The 23,373-nt window shown below is 56.1% G+C and carries 24 protein-coding genes; 7 read left to right on the top strand and 17 right to left on the bottom strand.

Annotated elements, in window-relative coordinates:
• Positions 1-14: 14 nt before the first annotated feature.
• The 6 genes from cysA to murR all read right to left on the bottom strand — a co-directional run bounded on the left by cysA (position 15) and on the right by murR (position 5,816).
• Positions 15-1,112, bottom strand: a complete 1,098-nt coding sequence (gene cysA / locus FD428_RS06400) for a sulfate/thiosulfate ABC transporter ATP-binding protein CysA (RefSeq protein WP_071258012.1) — start codon at positions 1,110-1,112, stop codon at positions 15-17.
• A complete protein-coding gene (gene cysW, locus FD428_RS06395; RefSeq protein WP_012131359.1) occupies positions 1,102-1,977 on the bottom strand; it encodes a sulfate/thiosulfate ABC transporter permease CysW in 876 nt (291 codons plus the stop codon). The genes cysA and cysW overlap by 11 nt, the downstream gene beginning before the upstream one ends.
• Entirely contained in the window at positions 1,977-2,810 is an 834-nt protein-coding gene (gene cysT, locus FD428_RS06390) for a sulfate/thiosulfate ABC transporter permease CysT (RefSeq protein WP_012131358.1), read from the bottom strand. Before cysT ends, cysW begins: the two co-directional genes overlap by 1 nt.
• A complete protein-coding gene (gene cysP, locus FD428_RS06385; protein ID WP_049009733.1) occupies positions 2,810-3,826 on the bottom strand; it encodes a thiosulfate/sulfate ABC transporter substrate-binding protein CysP in 1,017 nt (338 codons plus the stop codon). The genes cysT and cysP overlap by 1 nt, the downstream gene beginning before the upstream one ends.
• Before the next feature lie 157 nt (positions 3,827-3,983).
• Complete coding sequence (gene ucpA, locus FD428_RS06380; protein ID WP_012131356.1) at positions 3,984-4,775, bottom strand: SDR family oxidoreductase UcpA; 792 nt, start codon at positions 4,773-4,775, stop codon at positions 3,984-3,986.
• A 177-nt stretch (positions 4,776-4,952) separates the two neighbouring features.
• Positions 4,953-5,816: an HTH-type transcriptional regulator MurR gene (gene murR, locus FD428_RS06375; RefSeq protein ID WP_012131355.1), complete on the bottom strand. Its 864-nt coding sequence runs from the start codon at positions 5,814-5,816 to the stop codon at positions 4,953-4,955.
• A gap of 201 nt (positions 5,817-6,017) precedes the next feature.
• Here murR and FD428_RS06370 point away from each other — a divergent pair, with 201 nt between their 5' ends.
• From FD428_RS06370 to pbp4b, 5 genes are read left to right on the top strand one after another with little or no spacing between them, the layout of a single operon-like run.
• Positions 6,018-7,103 carry a porin gene (locus FD428_RS06370; protein WP_012131354.1) on the top strand — a complete coding sequence of 362 codons (1,086 nt, stop codon included), beginning with the start codon at positions 6,018-6,020 and terminating at the stop codon, positions 7,101-7,103.
• Positions 7,104-7,127: 24 nt separating this feature from the next.
• Positions 7,128-7,718 carry a DUF2057 family protein gene (locus tag FD428_RS06365; RefSeq protein WP_114848620.1) on the top strand — a complete coding sequence of 197 codons (591 nt, stop codon included), beginning with the start codon at positions 7,128-7,130 and terminating at the stop codon, positions 7,716-7,718.
• A 13-nt stretch (positions 7,719-7,731) separates the two neighbouring features.
• A complete protein-coding gene (murQ, locus tag FD428_RS06360; RefSeq protein ID WP_114848619.1) occupies positions 7,732-8,628 on the top strand; it encodes an N-acetylmuramic acid 6-phosphate etherase in 897 nt (298 codons plus the stop codon).
• A gap of 5 nt (positions 8,629-8,633) precedes the next feature.
• Positions 8,634-10,064 carry a PTS N-acetylmuramic acid transporter subunit IIBC gene (gene murP, locus FD428_RS06355; RefSeq protein ID WP_114848618.1) on the top strand — a complete coding sequence of 477 codons (1,431 nt, stop codon included), beginning with the start codon at positions 8,634-8,636 and terminating at the stop codon, positions 10,062-10,064.
• 4 nt (positions 10,065-10,068) lie between these two features.
• Entirely contained in the window at positions 10,069-11,373 is a 1,305-nt protein-coding gene (gene pbp4b / locus FD428_RS06350) for a penicillin binding protein PBP4B (RefSeq protein WP_058667847.1), read from the top strand.
• Between the two features lie 96 nt (positions 11,374-11,469).
• Here the strand turns inward: pbp4b and yfeX are convergent, their stop codons facing one another.
• The 4 genes from yfeX to FD428_RS06330 form a co-directional block, all read right to left on the bottom strand.
• Entirely contained in the window at positions 11,470-12,369 is a 900-nt protein-coding gene (gene yfeX, locus FD428_RS06345; protein ID WP_101744324.1) for a porphyrinogen peroxidase, read from the bottom strand.
• 94 nt (positions 12,370-12,463) lie between these two features.
• Positions 12,464-13,039: an RpoE-regulated lipoprotein gene (locus tag FD428_RS06340; RefSeq protein WP_024130133.1), complete on the bottom strand. Its 576-nt coding sequence runs from the start codon at positions 13,037-13,039 to the stop codon at positions 12,464-12,466.
• Positions 13,040-13,099: 60 nt separating this feature from the next.
• Entirely contained in the window at positions 13,100-13,549 is a 450-nt protein-coding gene (locus FD428_RS06335; RefSeq protein ID WP_114848617.1) for a DUF2919 domain-containing protein, read from the bottom strand.
• Positions 13,536-13,961: a GNAT family acetyltransferase gene (locus tag FD428_RS06330; protein ID WP_012131345.1), complete on the bottom strand. Its 426-nt coding sequence runs from the start codon at positions 13,959-13,961 to the stop codon at positions 13,536-13,538. Before FD428_RS06330 ends, FD428_RS06335 begins: the two co-directional genes overlap by 14 nt.
• Positions 13,962-14,172: 211 nt before the next feature.
• Here FD428_RS06330 and amiA point away from each other — a divergent pair, with 211 nt between their 5' ends.
• Together amiA and hemF are read left to right on the top strand one after the other, a co-directional pair.
• On the top strand, positions 14,173-15,042 hold the full coding sequence (gene amiA / locus FD428_RS06325) for an N-acetylmuramoyl-L-alanine amidase AmiA (RefSeq protein ID WP_012131343.1): 870 nt from the start codon (positions 14,173-14,175) through the stop codon (positions 15,040-15,042).
• Between the two features lie 2 nt (positions 15,043-15,044).
• Positions 15,045-15,944: an oxygen-dependent coproporphyrinogen oxidase gene (hemF, locus tag FD428_RS06320; protein ID WP_101744322.1), complete on the top strand. Its 900-nt coding sequence runs from the start codon at positions 15,045-15,047 to the stop codon at positions 15,942-15,944.
• Positions 15,945-16,061: 117 nt separating this feature from the next.
• On the opposite strand, the gene eutR is transcribed toward hemF, so the two are convergent.
• The 7 genes from eutR to eutH are packed head-to-tail and all read right to left on the bottom strand — an operon-like array spanning position 16,062 to position 23,262.
• Positions 16,062-17,114, bottom strand: coding sequence for an HTH-type transcriptional regulator EutR (gene eutR, locus FD428_RS06315; protein ID WP_012131341.1), 1,053 nt, complete (start codon positions 17,112-17,114; stop codon positions 16,062-16,064).
• 44 nt (positions 17,115-17,158) lie between these two features.
• Positions 17,159-17,656 carry an ethanolamine utilization microcompartment protein EutK gene (eutK, locus tag FD428_RS06310; protein ID WP_012131340.1) on the bottom strand — a complete coding sequence of 166 codons (498 nt, stop codon included), beginning with the start codon at positions 17,654-17,656 and terminating at the stop codon, positions 17,159-17,161.
• 11 nt (positions 17,657-17,667) lie between these two features.
• A complete protein-coding gene (gene eutL, locus FD428_RS06305) occupies positions 17,668-18,327 on the bottom strand; it encodes an ethanolamine utilization microcompartment protein EutL (protein ID WP_047462132.1) in 660 nt (219 codons plus the stop codon).
• Positions 18,328-18,336: 9 nt separating this feature from the next.
• The gene (eutC, locus tag FD428_RS06300) at positions 18,337-19,242 is read right to left on the bottom strand and encodes an ethanolamine ammonia-lyase subunit EutC (protein WP_012131338.1); all 906 of its coding nucleotides are present in this window, start codon (positions 19,240-19,242) and stop codon (positions 18,337-18,339) included.
• 20 nt (positions 19,243-19,262) lie between these two features.
• Positions 19,263-20,624: an ethanolamine ammonia-lyase subunit alpha gene (gene eutB / locus FD428_RS06295; RefSeq protein ID WP_012131337.1), complete on the bottom strand. Its 1,362-nt coding sequence runs from the start codon at positions 20,622-20,624 to the stop codon at positions 19,263-19,265.
• A gap of 11 nt (positions 20,625-20,635) precedes the next feature.
• Complete coding sequence (gene eutA / locus FD428_RS06290; RefSeq protein WP_114848616.1) at positions 20,636-22,039, bottom strand: ethanolamine ammonia-lyase reactivating factor EutA; 1,404 nt, start codon at positions 22,037-22,039, stop codon at positions 20,636-20,638.
• Entirely contained in the window at positions 22,036-23,262 is a 1,227-nt protein-coding gene (gene eutH / locus FD428_RS06285; protein ID WP_047462122.1) for an ethanolamine utilization protein EutH, read from the bottom strand. The genes eutA and eutH overlap by 4 nt, the downstream gene beginning before the upstream one ends.
• Between the last annotated feature and the right edge of the window lie 111 nt (positions 23,263-23,373).

Raw genomic sequence — 23,373 nt, 5'->3', positions numbered from 1 at the left:
GTGATATTAACCTATCAGGCCGATTCTGCCAGAGCAAGCTCCTCTTCGCGCGTCTCAATGCGCTGGTTGCCGTTGTACAACCGCGCATTTTGCAGCCCGACAAACAGCCGCTCGCCGCGCTGTGGGGGATTATCCCCCTGCATCACCACCGTCAGCGGTTCGTTATACCACCCCAGAGGCTGCACGACTAATTGGGTGTAGTGACCTTTCGGACTGGCCTCCAGCACCTGTACCGGCAGCGGGGAATCCAGACTGGTGCGGCGGCTGACATCCACCTCCCACGGACGCAGGAACAGATCGACCGCTCCCTGGTACGCTGGCGTATACCCCAGCGGCCAGCGATGCGCGCCAACGTGGAACTGACCGCCGCGAACAGTCCCCTGCAAACGGTTCACTTCGCCCATAAACTCCAGCACAAAGCGGGTGGCGGGTTCACGCCACACCTGATCCGGCGCATCGGCCTGTTCAATGTTGCCCTGGCTCATCACCACCACGCGATCCGCCACTTCCGTAGCCTCTTCCTGATCGTGGGTGACAAACACGCTGGTGAATTTCAACTCTTCATGCAGCTGACGCAGCCAGCGGCGCAGCTCTTTACGCACCTGCGCATCAAGCGCGCCAAACGGTTCATCCAGCAGCAGGATCTGCGGCTCAACCGCTAACGCGCGCGCCAGCGCCACGCGCTGTTTCTGCCCGCCGGAAAGCTGTGCCGGAAAACGCTCCGCCAGATGGGCCAGTTGCACCATTTCCAGCAGTTTCGTCACTTTCGCTTTAATGGCCGCCGCATTCGGACGTTCGCGACGCGGCAGAACCGTCAGGCCAAAGGCGATATTGTCGAACACCGTCATATGACGAAACAGCGCATAGTGCTGAAAAACAAAGCCGACTTTACGATCGCGCGCGTGCAGACGGCTTACGTCTGTACCGTGAAAACGAATGTGCCCGCTGGTCTGATGCTCCAGCCCGGCAATAATACGCAGCAGCGTGGTTTTACCGGAACCGGACGGCCCCAGCAAGGCAACCATCTGACCTGAAGGAATATCCAGCGAGATATCGTTCAGCACCTGGGTGCGACCAAAAGACTTCTTAATATTGGCAATCTCAATGCTCATGATTTTCCTCCTGTTGCGCGCGTTTTTCCTGATTTTCCAGGCGCCATTGCAACATACTCTTCAAAAACAGGGTAATAATCGCCATCAGCGTCAGCAGCGCGGCGGCGGTAAAGGAGCCGACGGTGTTGTAGTCCTGCTCCAGTAATTCAATCTGTAACGGCAGCGACAGGGTTTCGCCGCGAATCGAGCCGGAAACCACCGACACCGCGCCGAACTCGCCAATGGCGCGCGCGTTGGTCAGCACCACGCCGTACAGCAGCGCCCAGCGAATATTAGGCAACGTAACGCGACGGAACATTTGCCAGCCGGAAGCGCCAAGCAGAATCGCCGCTTCATCTTCCTGACTGCCCTGACTCAGCATAACCGGCACCAGTTCACGCACCACAAACGGACAGGTGACGAAAATAGTGACCAGCACCATTCCCGGCCAGGCGAACATAATTTGCAGGTTGTGTTCATCCAGCCAGTCGCCCAACGGGCCGTTCGAGCCGTAAAACAGCAGGTAGACCAGACCGGCCACCACCGGCGAGACGGCAAACGGAATATCCAGCAGCGTCAGCAGCAGCTGGCGACCGGGAAAATTAAAGCGCGTTACCAGCCACGCCAGCAGTACGCCAAACACCAGGTTTACCGGTACGGCAATCAGCGCAATCAACACCGTCAGCCAGATCGCGTGCAGCATGTCCGGGTCGGCCAGGTTCTGTAAGACCGGCATCAGCCCTTTGCTGAAGGCCTGTACGAAGATATAAATCATCGGCACCAGCAAAATAAACGCCGAAACCAGCATCCCGGTGCCAATCAGAAACCATTTTCCCCAGTTAATGCGGGGGGCGTCATAACGCTTCAATTGGGTAACTTCCGCCATTAGTGACCTACCACACGTCGACCAAAGCGACTTTGCAGGGTGTTAATCGAGAACAGCAGCAACAGCGACGCCGCGAGGATCACCGACGCAATCGCGCTGGCTGCCGGATAGTCAAACTCCTGCAAACGAACAAAAATCATCAGCGAGGTCACTTCGGTTTTCCACGCGATGTTCCCGGCAATAAAAATCACCGCGCCGAACTCGCCGAGGCTTCGGGTAAACGAGAGCGCAATACCCGCCACCAGCGCAGGAGACAGCTCCGGCAACACCACTTTACGGAAACTTTGCAGGCGCGTTGCACCGAGCGTTTCCGCCGCTTCTTCATATTCCGGGCCTAACTCTTCCAGTACCGGCTGCACCGTGCGCACCACAAACGGGATGCTGGTAAAAGCCATCGCTACCGCGATGCCAAGCCAGGTGTAAGTCACTTTGATATCAAACTTCGCCAACCATTCGCCGTAAAAACCGTTCACGGAAAACAATGACGCCAGCGTCAGACCCGCCACCGCCGTCGGCAGGGCAAACGGCAGATCCATCAGCGCATCCAGCAGCGTACGTCCCGGAAAGCGATAGCGGGTTAAGATCCACGCCATCAGCAGGCCAAATACGCCGTTGAAGATCGATGCCACAAACGCCGACAACAGCGTGACCTTGTAGGCCGCTACCACCTGCGGGTTGGTGATAACCTCCCAGTATTGCGCCCAGCTCATTTGCGCCAGCTGCATCACCAGCGCGCTCAACGGAAGCAGCAATATCAGGCAGACGAACAACAGGCTGGTTCCGAGGCTTAAGGTAAAGCCGGGCAGCACACGTCTTGTCGATACTGCGAACATTACTTACGCCCCGCCGCCAACAGTTTGTCCAGCTCGCCGCCGCTGCCGAAGTGGGTTTTCATCACTTCCGGCCAGGAGCCAAACTGGTCTTCCACGCGGAACAGTTCGGTCTGTGGGAATTTATCTTTCAGTTTGTCCATCACTTCCGGGTTATTCACGCGGTAGTAGAAGTCAGTGATGATGGTCTGCGCCTGCGGGCTATAGAGCCAGTTCAGGTAAGCCTTCGCCGCTTTTTCAGTACCGTTGGCCTGTACGTTTTTATCCACCCATGCCACCGGGAATTCGGCCAGAATATTGGTTTTCGGGATAACGACTTCAAATCCCTGTGCTTCATACTGTTTACGGATGTTATTCACTTCCGATTCAAAGCTAATCAGCACATCGCCCAGGCCGCGTTCCGCAAAGGTGGTGGTCGCGCCGCGACCGCCGGTGTCAAACACTTCGACGTTCTTCAGGAACTGGGTCATAAACTGCTCGGTTTTGGCTTTGTCGCCACCGTCAGCTTTATCCGCCGCGCCCCATGCAGCCAGATACGTGTAACGGGCGTTGCCTGAGGTTTTCGGGTTCGGAAAAATCAGTTTTACATCGGAACGCACAAGGTCATTCCAGTCATGGATATTTTTCGGATTCCCTTTGCGCACCAGGAATCCCATCGTGGAATAGAACGGTGAGCTGTTATTCGGCAAACGGCTTTGCCAGTCGGCAGGGATCAGCTTGCCTTTGTCATGCAGGATCTGCACATCCGTGACCTGGTTATAGGTCACTACGTCAGCTTTCAGCCCTTGCAGGATCGCCAGCGCTTGTTTTGACGAACCAGCGTGAGACTGCTTGATAGTCAGCTTATCGCCGCCGTTATCTTTCGCCCACTGCTGTTCAAACGGCGGATTAAGGGCGGCAAACAGTTCGCGAGAAACGTCGTATGAGCTGTTCAGCAGCTCTGTTGCCTGCGCCTGCGTGGCCAACAACAGCATCGCGCTCAGCGCCAGGTATCTTTTTTTCAGTAAGTTAACAGCCATTGCGCACCCTTATAAATTTGATGACTTTCTTATGGTCATAATATTTATAACGGGTACGAAAGGAGTAACGGTTTTATATACCGTTTGATGATTTGAAAGTCGAAAAGGGAATAAGAGAATCCCTCCCCACATGCGGTGAGGAGGAAAGCGGCGTCAATCAGACGCCCACGCTCACGCTTTCAGGCAGCGTGCTGCCGCCATCAATCACGTTTTGCGTCCCGGTCAAATAGCTGGACTCATCCGACGCCAGGAAGGCCGCCAGTTCACCCACTTCGAGCGGACAGGCCAGACGGCGCATCGGGATCGCTTTCGCCATTTCGGTGAGTACCGATTCAGGATCGTCAGGATTAGACTGACGGGCAATATTTTCCGCCATCGGCGTGCGGACATAACCCGGACAGATTGCGTTCACACGAACGCCGGACTGCGCATACTCCACGGCCAGGGACTTGGTGAGTCCGATAATCGCCGCTTTAGACAGGGCATAAGCCGTTTCGCCTGGATCGGCCACCATATCCCCGGTCACGGAGGACATCATGACGATACGCCCATCTTTGCGTTCAACCATTTCCGGCAGAACGGCTTTTGTGACGTTCCAGACGCCTTTGATATTAATATCGATATGGAAATCGCGATCTTCTTCGCTCATGTCGAGGAAGTTGCCCAACCGGCAAACACCCGCATTGTTGACCAGAATATCAATTTTACCTTCTATCTTTTTCGCGCGCGCCACTGCCGCCGCGACCGATGCAAAATCCCTGACATCCGCTTTGATGGCGGTACAACGATGACCGCGTCCGCCCAGCTCATCCGCCAGTTTTTCCGCCTCATCGGAGATATCCAGCAAAATTAAATTCGCGCCGTGGCGAGCAAACACTCTGGCGATCCCCTCGCCAATGCCCTGTGACGCGCCGGTAATCAATGCCGTTTTGCCCGTGAGTTTACCCATTTCAATGTTCTCCTTTTCAGTCTGTTGCAGCGCATAAGCGGTGCGTCTTATGCGCTACTCTCGTCTCCAGCGAAACTACGATGAAGCCTTACACTCCATTAACATTGAAAATACAGAAAAAACAAATAAGTGCTGCGGAACAGCTCACTAATTAGGGTAAATCTTACGTAAAAGTCCCTAGCTCCTGCCCAAAAGATTAATCAGCTCGCTGCTGCGCTCAATCATACGAAGCGACTCAACATCATTGAGCTGCACCATGCCAACAAACAGCAGATCGGTCACCGAGTTCTGCGCGGTTCGGGTGGACATAGACGAACTGCGCCATTCGGTCTCACCGGATACGGTATCCAGCGTGTAATCGGCCAGCCGCCGCAGCGGAGAGTCCGTCAAAGAGGTGATCGCAATCACCGTCGCCCCCTGCTTACGCGCCGCTTCAGCGCAAAGCACGATCTCCTTTTTCGACCCGCTGTAGGAAATGGCTATTTGCACGTCCCCTTCCTGCAAGGCCTGAGCAATGGTTGCCTGCACATGGGTATCGACCTCGCAGGCCACGCGATAACCAATTTTCATCAGCTTGAAGGATAAATCCCGTCCTACCAGCGCCGAACCGCCGACGCCCGTAATCTGAATAAGCCGGGCCTTGCTGATCAGGTTAATCACCTGCTTCAGGCGATCGAAATCCATCAGACTACAGGTTTCCTCCAGCGCGAACATTTTTTCTCTGTTCAGCTTACGGGCAATCACCTCCAGGCTGTCTTCACTGGTAATCGTACTGTGCAGATGCAGCGCCGTGTCATGTTTCTTTTCCCGGTTGACGCTGTACTCCTCAATGAGCGCCATTCTGAGCTCGGTGAATCCCTTCGCGCCAAGTTTCTGGGCAAATTTCACAATACTGGACTGGCTGACTTCCAGCTGCTTCGCCAGATTGCGGGAAGAAACGGTTTTTAGCTCGCTGACATGGGCCAAAAGAAAGCTGGCAATTTTCTGTTCATTTTCCGTTAACTCTCCCTCTGCATTACGCATTTTCGCCAGATACAACATCGCTCTTCCGCTCCCGTCATCATGGAATCATTAATTCCAACGCACTGTTCGCAGGATAACACAACGCGGGTGAGAATTTGATAGCCCTCACAATATTTGTATTACGATTCAATGATTCTATTGTAAATATTTTTATGGAATATATGATTCCTTGCGTCTTTCATAGCAACAAAAAACTACACACAGAAAAGGATAATCATAATGAAACGTACTCTGAAGTCCCTGGCAATCTTTACTCTTCTCGCAACCAGCGCCAGCCATGCCGCCGTGATCTACCAGGCCAATGACGGATCGAATATCGATCTCTACGGGCGTCTCGGATTCAATATCTCTGACAAGAAATCAGGCGACACCTCGGGCGATTTTGACGCGCGTATCGGTTTCTCCGCCCGCCAGGCGATTAATGACAAGCTGGCCGTTATTGGTTTTACGCAGTATCAGGTAAATGCCGCAGAGTACGCGAACAACATCAGCGCGGAAAACCCGAATGACTTCACCGCGCGTTACGTCTGGGCAGGGATCGATTTTGCCGAATACGGCAAGCTGACCGGCGGGCGCGTGTCATCCGGCCTGATCATGTTCACAGATATCGGCGATGTGTTCGCCAGCTCCGATGTCGCAATGGCCCGCCAGGCAAACTTTGTTGACCCGACGGCGGTACAGGTTTTCCGTCAGGACGGCACTATTCAGTACCAGAACACATTCGGCAATTTTGATTTCTCTACCGCCTATATTCTGGGCAACAACACCTCCGATCTGGATTACGGTTATAATGCCGCCCTTCGCTATACGCTTGATATGGGCGATTTTGGCCGCCTCCAGCCGGTGATTGCCGGTCAGACAGAGAAAGCGAGCCATGACGATACATCCACGCTGTCGGATAATAATGTCGATAAGTACACCTTTTATGGCATCGGCACCCGCTACTACCTGGGCGATTTCATGTTCGGCCTGCTCTATGCCCAGGATAAAGTGACCTACCTCGACGGTTCTGCGGACAGCACCGATAAAGATTACGAAGCAACGCTGGTCTGGAACGTCAGCCCGGACTGGGCGTTACGTACCGGCTATCGCCATCTGAAAAATGAGGACGGCGACGGGCTGAAACTTCGCGATACCACCTTTGAAGCGCAGTACAAACTCACCGTTCGCAGTTCCATATTTGCGTCTTACTCCTGGCGTAATGGTGAAGAAGGGAAAAAACGGACGAACGGCAATGATGTCTCCTTTGGCGGCAGCAACCCGGCTGATGACTATTTCCACCTTGGCTTACGTTACGAATTCTGATTCCCCTTTTCCGGGAGAGTAAAAATGAAGAAATATTTTGTGTCCGCCGCAGCACTGTTGTTTTGCAGCCAGGCTTTTGCCGCTCCGCATCTCTTTATTGGCGATAACGTCAGCGTGCTGGCGGCCCGTTCGGCAAAAGTCAGTATTTTTAGTAAAGACGTGGCGCTGCCAGACGGCGCTCAAAAAATGGTGGTGAAGTTCGACAGTCCGGCAAATCCTGAATCGGTGAACAATAACCGGGGCCGCGTGACGTCTAACCCGTATATCATCTCGTTTAACGCTTCCGGCAATGTGGATCTGCAACTGTCTGCGGGAAAACCGCTGGACGAAAAAGAAGCCAGCCAGATGGCGCAAAAACCGGTATTCACCCTGACGGCTGCCGGGAAACCCGTACCGTTTGATATCAAAATTCTCGACCGTGACAGCATCACCGTGTTCACCGACCTGAGCGCCATCGTCAACGATGACAGCACGATGATACCTTCTCCGGCGCGCTCCGCTTCCCCGGCGACGCCCGCCACTTCGCATGACCAGCTCTCCCAGCTACAGCAACTGTATCTGAAAGCTGACGACACCCAGAAAAAAGCATTCCTGAAATGGGCGCTAAACCTGTAAGGCTGTAAGTAATATGCAACTTGAAAATATGATTACCGAAGGTGTTAACCGCGCCTCTTTTGAGATTGACCGGGCTTCCACCCTCGATATGTGCCGCATCATTAATGATGAAGATAAAACGGTTCCACTCGCCGTGGAGCAGGTTCTGCCCGAGATCGCCGCGGCTATCGACATCATTTATGCGCAGGTCAGCGCTGGCGGGCGGCTGATTTATACCGGCGCCGGAACGTCCGGTCGCCTGGGTATCCTTGACGCCAGCGAATGCCCCCCGACCTATGGCGTGGAATCAGGCCTGGTTATCGGTTTGATCGCCGGTGGCGAGCGCGCGATACAGCATGCGATTGAAGGCGCGGAAGACAACCGCGAGCTTGGGGTCAACGACCTGAAGTCCCTCGCACTCAATGAAAAAGATGTGGTTGTGGGCATTGCGGCCAGCGGTCGCACGCCATATGTGATTGCCGGTCTGGAATATGCCCGTACGCTCGGCTGCCGGACGGTCGGGATCTCCTGTAATCCAGGGAGCGCCGTAGCAAAGGCGGCGGAGCTTGCCATCACGCCCGTTGTCGGCGCCGAAGTGGTGAGCGGTTCTTCCCGTATGAAGGCGGGCACCGCGCAGAAGCTGATTCTCAACATGCTGTCCACCGGACTGATGATTAAATCCGGCAAGGTGTTTGGCAACCTGATGGTGGATGTTGTCGCCACGAACGAAAAACTCAACGTGCGTCAGGTAAATATTGTGAAAAATGCGACAGGCTGCACCGGGCAACAGGCTGAAGCCGCGCTGATGGCCTGTGGCCGTCACTGCAAAACCGCTATCGTCATGCTACTGAAAAACCTCAACGCAACAGAAGCCAGTCTGCATCTTGAGCAACATGGCGGCTTCATTCGCCAGGTACTGGAAGAGGAATAAAGCGAATGGCAAAAGAAATCAGTAATGATCTCCTGAATACGATTATCTCCCGGGTCGGTGGCCCGGGTAATATTGCCACCTGCGGGAACTGCATGACCCGTTTACGCCTGGCGGTACATGACAGCGATCGGGTCGATCCGGCGATTAAAACGCTCGAAGGCGTGAAAGGCGTGGTCCTCTCGAATAACCAGGTGCAGGTCATTTTTGGCCCCGGTAAAGCGCAGCGGGCGGCAGATGCCATGAATGCGCTACTGAGCGACAACAGCGGCACCGTCACGCAGGCGGCAGATATCGCCGCCAAAACCAAAAGCCAGCTAAAAGCTAAACAAACTTCAGGCATTCAGCAATTCCTGTCGAAGTTCGCCACTATTTTTACGCCGCTCATTCCCGGTTTTATTGCTGCGGGTCTGCTGCTGGGGATTGCCACGCTGCTGGGTACAGTATTGCACGTTCCGGCCGATGCGCAAGGTATACTTCCCGACGCCCTGAACTTTATGAAAGTGTTCAGTAAAGGGCTGTTTACCTTTCTGGTCATTCTTATTGGCTATAACGCCGCGCAGGCTTTCGGCGGCACCGGCGTTAACGGGGCGATCATCGCCTCGCTGTTCCTGTTGGGATACAACCCTGCCGCCACCACGGGCTATTTCTCCGGTATTGAGGACTTCTTTGGCCTGCCGATCGACCCGCGCGGCAACATTATCGGCGTACTGATCGCCGCCTGGGCCAGCGCGCGTATTGAGGGCTTTATCCGACGCTTTATGCCCGACGATCTGGACATGCTGCTGACCTCCATGTTAACCCTGCTGGTCACCGCCGCACTGGCTTACCTGATCATCATGCCGCTGGGCGGCTGGCTGTTCGAAGGGATGTCATGGCTCTTTATCCACCTCAACAGCAACCCGCTGGGCTGCGCCGTTCTGGCGGGTCTGTTTCTTGTTTCGGTGGTGTTTGGCGTCCATCAGGGCTTCATTCCCGTCTATCTGGCATTAATGAGTAGCCAGGGATTCAACAGCCTGTTCCCTATTCTTTCTATGGCGGGCGCAGGTCAGGTCGGCGCCGCACTGGCGCTCTACTGGCGAGCAGAAAAACACAGCGTGTTACGCAGCCAGGTTCGCGGGGCGATTATTCCCGGCTTACTCGGTGTTGGCGAACCGCTGATTTACGGCGTTACGCTGCCACGAATGAAACCGTTTATCACCGCCTGCCTCGGCGGCGCTGCCGGGGGGCTGTTCATCGGCTTAGTGGCCTGGTCGGGTCTGCCGATGGGCTTAAACAGCGCCTTTGGTCCATCCGGTCTGGTGGCGCTGCCGTTAATGACGTCCGCGCAAGGTATTCTGCCCGCAATGGCGGTATATGCCGGAGGAATGCTGATTGCGTATCTTGGCGGATTTATTTTTACCGCTCTCTTTGGCTGCCGTAATGTGAATCTGGACTAATACCATGAAAATGACATTACTTTTTGCTTCCCTGCTGGCGCTCAGTTGCACTGCCAGCGCCGCGCCATTTCCGGTATTGACTGACGCCGCGCCGGAAAAAGCAGGATTTAATATTGAACGGCTTAACGCGCTGGATAACTGGATAGCGCAACAGGTTGATGCCGGTTATCCGAGCGTTAACCTGCTCATTATTAAAGACAGTCATATTGTTTATCGTAAGGCCTGGGGTCAGGCTAAAAAATATGACGGCAGCGTCCTGATGTCTCATCCCGTCAAGGCAACCACTGACACCCTGTACGACCTGGCATCAAATACAAAAATGTATGCCACGAACTTTGCCCTGCAAAAACTGATGTCAGAGGGCAAATTACAGCCGGACGATCTTATCTCGAAATATATTCCCGGTTTTGGCGATCGTCCGGGGGATGCGATTAAAGGGAAAAGCACGTTACGCATTGCGGATCTGCTGCATCATTCCGGCGGTTTCCCTGCTGACCCGCAATACCCGAACCAGGCCGTCGCGGGCGAGTTGTATTCGCAGGATAAAGCCACCACGCTGGAGATGATCAAACGCACGCCGCTGGCGTACCGCCCCGGCACGAAACACATCTACAGCGATGTGGATTATATGCTGCTTGGGTTTATCGTGGAGTCCGTGACGGGCCAGCCGCTCGATCGTTATGTTGAAGAGAACCTCTATCGCCCGCTCGGTTTAACGCATACGGTCTTTAACCCGCTACAGAAAGGCTTCCGCCAACAGCAGATCGCCGCGACGGAACTGAACGGCAATACCCGGGATGGCGTGATTCATTTCCCCAATATCCGCACGACCACCCTATGGGGCCAGGTGCATGATGAAAAAGCATTCTACTCGATGGGCGGTGTTTCAGGACATGCGGGACTGTTTTCGAATACCGGCGATATTGCGGTACTGATGCAGACCATGCTGAATGGCGGAGGGTACGGTAACGTGACGCTGTTCAGCCCGGAAACCGTGAAAATGTTCACGCAATCCTCGCCGGAGGATGCCACGTTTGGTCTCGGCTGGCGTGTTAACGGCAATGCGTCCATGACGCCGACATTCGGCACGCTGGCCAGCGCGCAGGCATACGGCCATACCGGATGGACAGGGACGCTGACCGTTATCGACCCGGCTAATCAGATGGCGATTGTGATGCTGAGCAACAAACCGCACTCGCCCGTCGCCGACCCGCAAAAGAACCCGAATATGTTTAACAGCGGGTTGATGCCGATAGCCACATACGGTTGGGTGGTGGATCAGATATACGCGGCGTTAAAACATGAGTAACCGATAAGGCAGGGCTGCCGGGGGCGTTTCGCTTGCCCGGCCTACAAAAAGTCTCTGTAGGCCGGGTAAAACGACGCCGCCATCCGGCAAAAGAAATTACAGCGCCATCAATCTGTCCAGAGACGGTGCGAAGTAATAGCCGCCCGTCACTGGCTTCGTGAAGCGCAGCATGGCGTCACGCTTCCCGTCGGTATCGCCAAACATGCTCAGCAACTGCTGCTCAATATTGTACAGACGCGCGCAGTAAGCGCAGAAATAGAGGCCGTGGGTGCCGCTGGCCGTACCGTATGGCAGGCTCTGGCGCACAATTTTCAGCCCTTTGCCGTCCTCTTTCAGATCCACGCGGGTCAGGTGAGACGTGACCGGACGGTCATCGCCATCGATCTCTTCGTTGGCTTCTTTAGTACGACCAATCATCATCTCCTGGTCGTGAACGCTCATGCGGTTGAGCTGCGTCAGGTTGTGTTCCCAACGCTGAACGAACACGTAGCTGCCGCCCGCATCCACGCCGTCTTTGATGACCGCGACTTCGCGGCGAACCTCTTCTCCCGCCGGGTTTTCCGTCCCGTCAACGAAGCCGCTGAGATCGCGTTCTTCCACCCAACGGAAACCGTGGACTTCTTCCTGCACCTCGATGCACTCGCCAAAAGCCGCCATTGCCGCCTGCGCGACAGAGAAGTTCACGTCGTGACGCAGTGAAAGAATGTGGATCAGCACATCGTACTGGGTTGCCGGCGCCAGACCTTTACCGTAAGGGATAAAATCTTTCAGCTCTTCAGCCCCAACGCCGCCGCTCAGGGCGCGCCAGGTGTTGTTGCCAAATGCGACAACCGCGCCCAGATGCGCGTCAGGGAATTTCGCTTCGAAGGTTGCCAGTTTATCGGCAAACGCTTTGCTGGCCGCACGCAGGGCATCGACATCCCCTTTTACATTGGCTTCAATCCAAATCGCCGCGCGGCAGTGTTCTGGCAAAATGCCACTTTGAACCTGAGACATTGTTCCTCCTGAAAAATAAGAATGCCACGGCTGCGTGGCATTGATGGGCGTATTGTACCCGTTTTTTCAGCGAGGCGGTTTGTTCAGACGCAAATTAACGGCGCCAGATGATTTTGCTCACTTTCCAGTTCTTCAGCGTGTCGTCAGGAGGCATTAACCCTTCCGGGCCGTTCCACTCGCCGGAGAACAGATAGCTAATATGTTGACTGTCTTGTGCTTTACACTCGACCGACGCGCTGTCATCGCCCGTCGCTTTCTGGCAGTTACCGAAGGCTTTGCTGTAAAGGTCGCTAAACGGCGTACCGATTTCAACGCCTGCCTGCGATGGAATATCGCTGTCCAGCACATCAATACGGCTGATGGTTCCCTGGTCGCCATTGATAACCAGCGCAACCTTGTCCTCTTTCATCGCTTCAAAAAAACGCACCACGTTGCCGTTCTGGGTTTTCATTCCGCTACGCAGGCGATAGTCGCCATCCAGCGCGTCAGTAATCGCTTTTTCATCCAGCGGCGTGGACGCAGTTAATGCCCCAACGCCCTGCTCAGTGACCTCTGTCGACGAGCCAAACCAGTTCCACGGATTCGCAGCAGACCAGTTCACCGACGAGAGGGTTGAACAGCCGCTCAGCACCAGCGGCATTGCGCATAAAATCAAACGCAGCGATTTCATCTCACTTCCTTTCTTTATTAATCAACGTTGTTTGGAGTCCGGTTTCGCCAAAAAGTGCCGTTATTCTTTTACCGGCGCAAAGCAGGCGCGTACACGGCGGTTAGAGAGCAACCAGATAAGCGCGACAATATCGGCCACCACCAGCGCCAGCCCGATGCCGTTTACCGGTTCACCGTACAGCCACAGTACCGGTTGCCAGCAGAGCAGAACGCCCTGCGCCAGAATCAACAAGCCGCGCAGCCCGCGCCACAGCACCGGGAAAGCGTCGCGCCGCCCGCTCAGTAAAAACGCCAGTACCGCCGGGACGCCGGGCAACAACCCCAGCCAGAACGTATCGTGATCGGGATAAAACAGATTCAGCAGCGTATTGCCCTGCTCGCGGGAGGAGCCAGCAATCACAAACAGCACCCAGGTACGCGCCTGAAGCAGCAGCACGCACCAGAACAGAAAAGGCAGGCGCAAGCGCCCATGACCGTCGTAGTCAGCAGGATGAAACTCAGTACTCTTCATCTTCAATCAGACGCTTGCCCAGACTTAACGCGTCCGAATGTTCATAACCCAGGCGCTCGTACATGCCCAGTACAATGTCGTTGTCTTCCCGCACCATGATTTGGATTTTCGGGCAGCCGCGAGCAATGAGCTTTTTCTCCAGCCGGTTCAACAGCGCATTGGCGATGCCACGACCGCGAAACTCCGGGTGTACGCCAAGATAATAGGCAGAACCCCGATGGCCGTCATAGCCGCCCATGACCGTACCGACCACCTCGCCATTCACCTCAGCGACCAGGAACAAGCTGACGTCATGGTTCAGCTTACGTTCGATATCCATTTCAGGATCGTTCCACGGACGCAGCAAATCGCAGCGCTCCCAGAGGGTGATCACCTCTTCGAAATCTTCCTGGCGAAAAACGCGTATCTCCATGGTATTGAGACCCTTTTCAAGGTTAAAACTCCGATTATGGCGCGAACGACTGATTTAGCCAATATCTGACGCGAAACGGCGAAAAAAATGGCATAATGACGGATTGTCACGTATTGAAATGAAAAGTAAAACAATTCTCATCACGAACAGTCGTAACGGATTACGCGATACGATATAACATCTGGAACTCAATTTTCACAACTCAGGCTGTATGAGCACTTTTAAACCCTTAAAAACTCTCACATCGCGCCGCCAGGTGCTGAAAGCCGGGCTGGCGGCTCTGACGCTGTCGGGCATGTCGCACGCCATCGCTAAAGAAGAAGCGCTAAAGACCGGTAATGGTCACAGCAAACCGAAGGCCAAAAAAGCAGGTGCCAGACGCATTGTTGTTCTCGACCCCGGCCACGGCGGTATCGACACCGGCGCGATTGGTCGCAACGGCTCGAAGGAAAAACACGTCGTGCTGGAGATCGCCAAAAACGTGCGCGCGATTTTGCGCAACCAGGGGATTGATGCGCGCCTGACACGCACGGGCGACACCTTTATTCCCCTGTACGATCGCGTGGAAATCGCCCACAAGCACGGCGCGGATCTGTTTATGTCCATCCACGCAGATGGCTTTACCAACCCCAGCGCCGCAGGAGCCTCGGTGTTTGCGCTTTCTAATCGCGGCGCCAGTAGCGCCATGGCGAAATACCTCTCCGACCGTGAAAACCGCGCCGATGAAGTCGCGGGGAAAAAAGCGACCGATAAAGATCATCTGTTGCAGCAGGTGTTGTTCGATCTGGTGCAAACCGACACCATCAAAAATAGCCTGACGCTGGGATCGCATATTCTTAAGAAGATCAAGCCAGTGCATCGTCTGCACAGTCGCAATACGGAACAGGCGGCGTTTGTGGTGCTAAAATCACCGTCAATTCCCTCCGTACTGGTAGAAACCTCATTTATCACCAACCCGGAAGAGGAGCGTCTGTTAGGCACCACCGCATTCCGGCAGAAAATCGCCACCGCGATAGCCAATGGCGTGATCAGTTATTTCCACTGGTTTGATAACCAGAAAGCACACTCGAAGAAACGGTAATCATGAAACCCGATGCACAACGCGTAAAACAGTTCCTGCTCAGCCTTCAGGATGATATTTGCCAGCAGTTAGCCGCCGTTGATGGCGCTGATTTTGTTGAAGATAGCTGGCAGCGCGACGCGGGTGGCGGCGGGCGCAGCCGGGTACTGCGTAACGGCGGTGTCTTTGAGCAGGCTGGGGTAAATTTCTCCCATGTTCACGGCGACGCGATGCCCGCCTCCGCGACGGCACACCGCCCGGAGCTGGCTGGGCGCAGTTTTGAAGCGATGGGCGTGTCGCTGGTGGTGCATCCGTTGAATCCGTACATTCCAACCAGCCATGCCAATGTTCGCTTTTTTATTGCGGAGAAGCCCGGCGCGGAGCCAGTCTGGTGGTTTGGCGGCGGTTTCGACCTGACGCCCTATTACGCGTTTGAAGAGGATGCCATTCACTGGCACCGCACGGCGCGGGATCTGTGCCAGCCCTACGGCGAGGACGTCTATCCGCGCTATAAAAAATGGTGCGACGATTACTTTTTCCTGAAGCATCGCGATGAGCAGCGCGGTATTGGCGGGCTTTTCTTCGACGATCTGAACACGCCGGATTTCGACAGCTGCTTTCGCTTTATGCAGGCGGTAGGCAAAGGCTATACCGATGCTTTTCTGCCAATTGTCGAGCGGCGTAAAGCAATGGCCTGGGGCGAGCGCGAGCGTCATTTCCAGCTTTATCGCCGGGGCCGCTATGTGGAGTTTAATCTGGTGTGGGATCGCGGCACGCTGTTTGGCCTGCAAACGGGCGGACGCACCGAGTCCATTTTGATGTCGATGCCGCCGCTGGTGCGCTGGGAGTACGACTGGCAGCCGGAAGAAGGCAGCCCGGAAGCGGCGCTGAGCGAATTTATCAAAGTCCGCGACTGGGTGTAATTTACCTGGCCGCGTTTTGCCTGATGACGGCTAACGCCTTATCCGGCCTACAACTGCAACGGTAGCGCCCGTAGGCCGGATAAGACGCAAAGCGTCGCATCCGGCACAATAATGTCATCACATCCACTGGCGCATACGCTGATGCAGCGTCAGCGACGGTTTTTCGGCAAACAGCTGCTGGTAATCGGTCGCGAACTGCCCCAGATGCCAGAACCCCCACTGCATTGCCGCCTCTTTGACCGTCGAACTTTGCGACCACGGACTGATCAGCTCCCTTCGCACCGCGTTTAATCGAATCCGCTTCAGCCACGCGTTCGGGCCAATCCCCAGAATCGCGTGAAACGCGTTTTGCAACGTGCGGCGGCTGACGTGCAGCTGATTACACAGATCGAGCACCGTCAGCGGCTCCGACATATTCTCCAGCACGTATTCCCGCGCGCGGGACAGCAATTTTCGATAGCTCTGATGGCTGACGCTTTCTGCCGTTATAATCGGCTGCGCTTCTTCCAGCATCGTCCCCATCGCCAGCAGCAGGTTATCCCCCAGCACTTTACGCACCGCATGCTGATGCAGGTTTTCCGGGTTCTCGCTGAACGTCGCCAGCGCCTGCTGGACAAAGCCCCACAGCGCCGCTTTATGCTGCTCTTTCACCTCCAGCGCAGACTGGTTACGCAGCATATGCAACACCCTTTCCGGGTGATGCAGGAAATTGGCCTGCCGGGTAAGCACCTCCTCCGAGATAACCACGCCAAGGATGGTGTAATCATCCGGCGTGCTCAGCTCAAACTCCGTCCCGCCAGGACGGGTGGCGATCTCCGCGCTGCCAATGCACTGCGTGCCGATAAAACCTTGCTCGCCGCGCGTTGCCGGAATACCGAACCAGAAGGAGTTCGGCCAGACCAGGCAAGACTGACGCAGCGCCAGACCGGTGTACTCACGGAACACCTGAATTTCATCCAGCAGGATTTCCGTGAATTCCCCATGAAATTTACCGGGATGCAGCTGATCGTAAATCTGCTGCCAGGCGGTTATCGTCAGGGCGTGCTCATAGACGTCCGTTGTCAGCCGCTGGTGAACATTATCCACCTCAACCAGAGGCGTAAGTTTAACGTCTTCGGGTAACGCTTCATGATAAAGATGGTGCAAGTTTGCTGTACGAGTCTTTTTCATGATCTTCAAAGCCGGGGCGCAACGTCCCCGGCACCTCCGACAGGTTATACTTTCTTCAGACGATAGCGACTACTGCGTTTACGCAACGCCCCGTCAGAAAAGAGTTGCTCCAGCGCATTTCTGGCGCGCTCCAGTGACCAGCCAAAATGCGCGGCCACCTCCCCTGCCGTCATTCCCTGACGTACTGATGCTAATAACGCCAACAGCGCTTCTGAGGATTCAGAGGTAACAGGCGCATCTGGCGTCTTTCCGACTTTCGTTGGCTGGCGCTTAAAGCCGCCGATCAGCCACTGGGTGTCGTCTTCCGGCCGCCCAATTTCTTTGCGGCTGATAACACGGCCCGTGCGTTGTGCTGCGGCGCTTCCGGCATCCAGCGCCGCGCGACACGCCGCCAGATCGCCCTCCACCACCAGCGTCAGCCGGCCGGGATCGAGCACTTCGTGGCTGAGCAATCGCACATTGGCGGCTTTCAGCATGGCGTCCGCCGCATCAACGGCGGCAACCATGCCATCCACTTCCAGTAATCCCAGTGCATTGATCATCGCTACCTCTCTTACGCGCGCTGGACGGGATTACGGGCAATATCCAGAACGGCATCGGTAAAGGCGTTGCAGGCAGCTTTACAGGCGGCCTGGCTCCCCGTTAAAAACGCCGCAGAGTAGTTGGTTTCTGACGGCGGCGGCACGTAAGTCACCAGTTGGACATCGGCGGATTTCATCGCCGCATCAATGCCAAACGTCGCTTCCAGCGGCGGCGCCACCAGATAAGCGATAGGATCGCCCAGCGCGATGCCTGAGGTTGATGAGAGATAAGACCCGGTACGCGAAACCACATGCGCCAGGAATGCAGTATCTTCCGCATCGTTGGCCCACTGGAACGCTGCGCCGCCTTCAATATGCGCCACCATCGCATCCAGACCCGCCCGCACTTCCGCCGGGTTCGGGCCGCCCAACATAATCAAGACTTCACCGGCCGTCGGCGACGGCCCGTGGGCCGCTCCGGCATACAGTGAACGGCCATACACCACTTCCACCATCGCCTGTTTTGTCGCTTCGTCTGCCGCAATATACGTTACGTCATCAGAGTCTGCCGTGATGAGACCGAGGCTACGTATATGTGACGGTAATTTAAGCTCACGCGCGAAACCGTCATTCACCGAGGCAATCACGCGCATTGCGGTGACCGACGGTCGAATCAAATCTAATGCTGGCATGTTGCCTCCTTAACGGGTCATATTGATGCCGGATGCTTTCTGCTCCAGCATACGTTTCGCCAAATCCACAATTACCGCTGCGGCTTCAACCGGCGGCGTGCCGCCCTGGTGAATATTCGAAATACAGGTACGATCCGCTTCAACGGTGGTTGCCACCCGTGGTGAGTAAACCGCATAGCAGGAGAGGCTTTCCGACTGACCTAAGCCAGGACGCTCGCCCACCAGCAGAATCACCACTTTCGCGCCGAGAATTTCGCCGATCTGATCTTCAATCTTCACGCGGCCATAGCGTACAAAGAACGGCGTCCCGACTTTCAGCCCCGCCTGTTTCAGGCCAGAGAGCAGCGGCGGCAGGATCTCTTCGTAGTTGGCGGTAATCGCATCCGTCGATAAACCATCGGAAATCACCACCTGGACATCCGGGCTGGCGACACACTGCGCTTTCAGCGCGTCAATGGCCTCCTGGCTCAGACGACGCCCCATATCCGGGCGGGTCAGGTAGAGGTTTTTATCGCTGATTTCCGAACGCACTTCCAGCAGCCCCTGTGCTTTCACCCACTCTTCCGGCACCTCTTTCAGGACGGTATCTTTCGAACGAGAGTGATCCGCCAGGAAGCGCAACAGCGCCAGGGTGCGCGGACGTGGGCCCGCGCGACCGGTACACACGCGCGCAGCGGTGCTGCGGCGCAGTTCGGCCAACACATCCGCGCGATGCGGATTCTCCACGCCTACCCAGGCTTTCGCCTCAGCCGAACCTAAATCCAGCGCGCAGCTTTCCGCCGCTGAAGGCGCTGAAGGTGCGGCACATTGTTTAGCGCTACAGGCTGGCGCGGATTCTGCGGGGGCCTGCGGCTGCGACTCGCCCATTGACGCCATTACACTGCGTACAATTTCTTCAATCTGTTTTTGATCCATCGTATGTCATCCCCGCGTCATCAAAAGAACAGTGACGGATCGCCCGCCCGCTTGGTCAGGCGACCGTTTTCCATAATGCCCATCGTTTCCAGCCAGCGCTCAAACTCCGGCGACGGACGCAGGTTGAGTAACTGACGTACCGTTGCGGTATCGTGGAATGCGGTGGTCTGGTAGTTGAGCATGATGTCGTCGCCGAGCGGCATGCCCATAATGTAGTTACAGCCTGCGGTGGCGAGCAGAATCATCAGGTTTTCGTTGAGGTTCTGATCGGCGTCGGCGTGGTTGGTGTAGCAGCAGTCGCAGCCCATTGAGATGCCGCTCAGCTTGCCCATGAAGTGATCTTCCAGACCGGCGCGAATAATCTGCCGGTCGTTGTAGAGATACTCCGGCCCGATAAAACCGACCACCGTATTCACCAGGAACGGATCGTAGTGCCGCGCCAGGCCGTAGTTACGCGCTTCCATCGTCACCTGGTCGGCGCCGAAGTTGGCTCCAGCCGAAAGCGCAGAACCCTGCCCGGTTTCAAAGTACAGGCAGTTTTCCCCGGCGATACGGTTGAACTCCGCGCCGACCGCACGCGCTTCATCCAGCATCGCCAGCTCCACGCCGAACTCTTTTAATCCTTTTTCGCTGCCGCAAATACTCTGGAAAATCAGCCCGCCCGGCGCGCCGCGACGAATGGCTTCAATCTGAGTGGTGACGTGCGCCAGCACGCAGCCCTGCGTCGGAATATTGAACTTGTCGATCACCCCGTACACGGTATCCAGCACGCGGCTTAAGTTTTCCACGTCGTCCGTTACCGGGTTAACGCCAATCACCGCATCGCCCGCCCCGAAAGAGAGCCCTTCATAGATTTGTGCGGCGATACTCTGTACATCGTCACGGGTATCGTTCGGCTGCAAACGGCAGCTAAAGGTGCCCGGAATACCGATGGTGGTATTGGCCTTTTTGATCACCGGCATTTTCTTGCCACCGTAGATCAGGTCGGCGTTGGAGCAGATCTTCGCGACCGCCGCCACCACTTCCGAAGTCAGCCCTTTACGCGTAAACGCAATGTCATCCACGGAAGTTTCATCACTCAGCACATATTCGCGCAGCTCACTGATGCTCCAGTTTTTAATGCGGTTATAGGCCGTTTCATTGACGTCGTCCTGAATCAGACGCGTCACGCAGTCCTCTTCATAGGAAATCACCGGGTTGTTGCGAATATCCGCCACCGACATTTCCGACAACACCTGTTTCGCGGCAACGCGCTCCTGTGAGCTTTCAGCCGCAACACCTGCCAGCACATCCCCCGAACGCAGTTCGTTGGCTTTTGCCAGCACCTCTTTTACATCCTTAAACTGATAAACATTGCCGAACAATGTGGTCTTTAGTTTCATAAGTCGTTCCCTCAGGAAGGAAATGCGAGTGATTTCACCGTCACCGGCACAACCGATCCGCCAAAAAGAGGCGTACCAATGTCGATATAGTCCCCCGCCCGGACGCTCACTTCGTCAATGACCGCCAGCGGGTGTTGCTGTAACTGTGGGCGCAATAACATGCCCAGGGCTTTGCCAAAGTCCTGCTCGGCCACCACCAGCAGGGGATGCGGATTGGGAAAACGCGCGGTAAACGCCAGCAGCGCGTCGATGACCGTGAGTAATGCCGCGTAGCGCACCGGAAGCCGGGCGGGAAGCGCCAGCACGTATGCGTCAGTGCCAGGGTCGAGATCGAGCTGAGTCAGCGCCTGTTCCCAGGCGGCCACCAGTTCGTTTTCATCTTGTGGAATCGCCACCGGCAGGTTGCGCAGCGGAAGCGCAACCCCCTCCAGCCAGATGGTGCTGCCGGACAGCGACAGCGTGTGCGCCCCCGCGCCAATCACCGTGGCGCGCACGGTTTGCGTCGGGAACTGCACGTTCATCTCACGCAGGCGCGGGTGCTCATGCAGCGCCGTCGCCAGCAGCGGGCCGACATCAGAAAAGCAGAACGGATCGGCAGGCTGATTGCGGTAGCACTCCCCGACTCCGCCGGAAAGGGTGATCACCTCCGGTTTCACCCCTGCGGGCAGTAATCCGGTTTGCATCAGCGCCTGCGCCAGCGGCGAAGGCTCGCCGTCAATGATTTCGACAATCAAATCCGCCATCCGCCGCACAACCTGCGCCAGCTGTGTGGCATTGAGCGAGCGGGCGTCAGTGCCCGCGCCGAACACCGCCTCAACGATCATCTGCCCCGGTTTATGCGCATGCACCACCCGCCCCTGGCCGTCCGTTTCCAGCAATCTGCCGCCCACGTTCAGACAGGCGGAGCCGCTCACTTTTCCGGCGTCAAACAGAACATAGTTCGAAGTGCCGCCGCCGATGTCGATGTTGAGCACGCGACACAAACGCTGTTCAGACAGGGTCTGCGCCCCCGCGCCGTGCCCGGCAATCACCGATTCCAGATGCGGCCCGGCGCTGGCGACGACAAAATCGCCGAGAGACTGCGACAGCGCCATCACTGCCGGACGCGCATTGCGGGTTTTCGCGCTTTCGCCGGTAATGATGATCGCCCCGGAATCCACCGTCTCCGGCGCAATCCCCGCCGCCTGATACTGATCCAGAATCAGCGCCTTAAGTTCGGCCTCTTTCAATCCGCCCTGCTTATCCACAGGGGTAAAAAAGACCGGGCTTTGCCAGCTAATTTCACGTTTGATAAATTCGTAGCGCGGCACCTGCGACACTGCCGCACGGTTAACCAGCTCAAGGCGTGAGAAGATCACCTGAGTGGTGGTGGTGCCGATATCGATACCGACGCTCAGTAGCTGGCGAGTGTTCACGACTGCGCCTCCACTTCCGTTTCTGCCGGAACGTCTTCATCTTTGGGCACCAGCATCATCGCCACGCCAATCGCCGTCACGCCGCCGATCAGCTTGCCGACAATCATCGGGAAGATCATCGCGTTCATGTTGGCGGCCGCAAAGCCTAAGTGGTCGCCCAGCGCAAAGGCAGCGGAGACCGCAAAGGCGCAGTTGATCACTTTGCCGCGGGTATCCATCTGCTTCATCATGCCAAACATCGGAATATTGTTCGCCAGCGTCGCGACCATGCCGCCTGCCGCCATATTGTTGATTTTTAACAGGCCGCCAACGCGCATCAGCGGTTTTTCAAACCAGCGGGTCAGCAGAAGCACCATCGGATAGGCGCCGAGCAGAACGCAGGAGATGGAGCCGATCACTTCAATGGCGCGCATCACTTCGCCAGGCTGGTCGCCAGGGGACATGAAGATCGGGTCAAGGCCTGGGATCAGCTCCCATCCCAGCAGGAATTTAATCACCGCAGCCGCCAGACCAATGGTGATCAACGCCACCAGGAATTTAGCGAAGATCTGGAAACCGCTGATCATTTTCTCCGGGATAAATTTCAGCCCCAGCGCAACCAGCACCGCGACGATGATCACCGGGATCATGTTCATCAGGATCAGCGCGAAGGTGAACTCCACCGGTTGCCCGTTGATCTCCACGCCGGAGTACATCGCCACTAAACCACCGGCGATACAGCCAATGGGAATGGTAACAATCCCCGCCAGCACGCCCAGCGCCAGGTAGCGGCGGTCAGACGGCTCGATAATGCCGAGCGCCACCGGAATGGAGAAGACGATCGTCGGCCCCATCATCGCCCCCAGGATCAGGCCGGAGTACAGCCATGCCGCCACATCGCCGCCCGCCAGTTCTTTGGCGAGGAAGAAGCCGCCCATATCGCAGGCCAGCAGCGTTCCGGCGAACATCGACGGGTTCGCGCCGAGCATTTCATACAGCGGGATAATCACCGGCCCGAGCAGCTTCGCCAGCACCGGCGCCAGGGCGGTCATACCGACCATCGCCAGCCCCAGCGCGCCCATCGCCATAAAACCTTCTTCAAACTGACCGCCCGACCCCTCGATGCTCTTACCGAATTTACCGAGAAAACGCGCCGAACCGCCAAACTGCGACAGGATCCTGTCCACGGCGGCAATCAGCATAAAGAACATCATGATGTACATGATGATTTCGTTAATTCCCATAGCCCTATCTCCATTTGCCAGGTGTTTCGTAGGCCTGATAAGCGCAGCGTCATCAGGCAATAGTGCCGCGTTTTTGCCGGATGGCGGAGCGAACGCCTTATCGGGCCTACA

The organism is Citrobacter sp. TBCP-5362, from assembly GCF_005406305.1.
Lineage (GTDB): Bacteria > Pseudomonadota > Gammaproteobacteria > Enterobacterales > Enterobacteriaceae > Citrobacter_B > Citrobacter_B koseri.
The sequence above is the reverse complement of the archived record's forward strand: the minus strand, read 5'-3'. Positions and strand labels throughout refer to the sequence as shown.